Source organism: Agrobacterium sp. 10T429 (genome assembly GCF_056393925.1).
Window position 1 is genome coordinate 1 of record NZ_JBFTGV010000093.1, and the last position, 374, is coordinate 374.

1 protein-coding gene is annotated in these 374 nt (G+C 73.3%); it reads left to right on the forward strand.

What is annotated here, in order from left to right; translation table 11 throughout:
- Positions 1–371: biotin-independent malonate decarboxylase subunit gamma (locus tag AC1DCP_RS26680; protein WP_476774912.1), on the forward strand; the 371-nt coding region annotated here is incomplete at its 5' end.
- Between the last annotated feature and the right edge of the window lie 3 nt (positions 372–374).

The following is a 374-nucleotide window of genomic DNA, read 5'->3' on the forward strand; positions in this document are numbered from 1 at the left end:
GCTATCAGGCCAACCGCATCGTCGCGCTGGCGGACCCCGGCGTGCAGGTGCATGCGATGGGCAAGGAAGCGGCGGCGCGCATCACCATGCGCAGCGTGGAGGACCTCGAAGCCTTCGCGGCCACCGTACCGCCGATGGCCTACGACATCGACAACTACGCCACGCTGGGCCTGCTGTGGCGGCGCGTGCCGGTCGCCCGGGCCGAGGCGCCCGAAGCCGGTGACGTCGCCACGGTGCGCACGGCGCTGGAAGCTGCGCTGGCCGATATCGACGCCGACCCCGAGCGCGACCTGCGCAGCCGGCTGGGCGGCGAGAACCGGCAGGCATCGGCGCGCGTGCGCGAGGTGCTCGCCCGGCAGTGGCAGGGATGACAC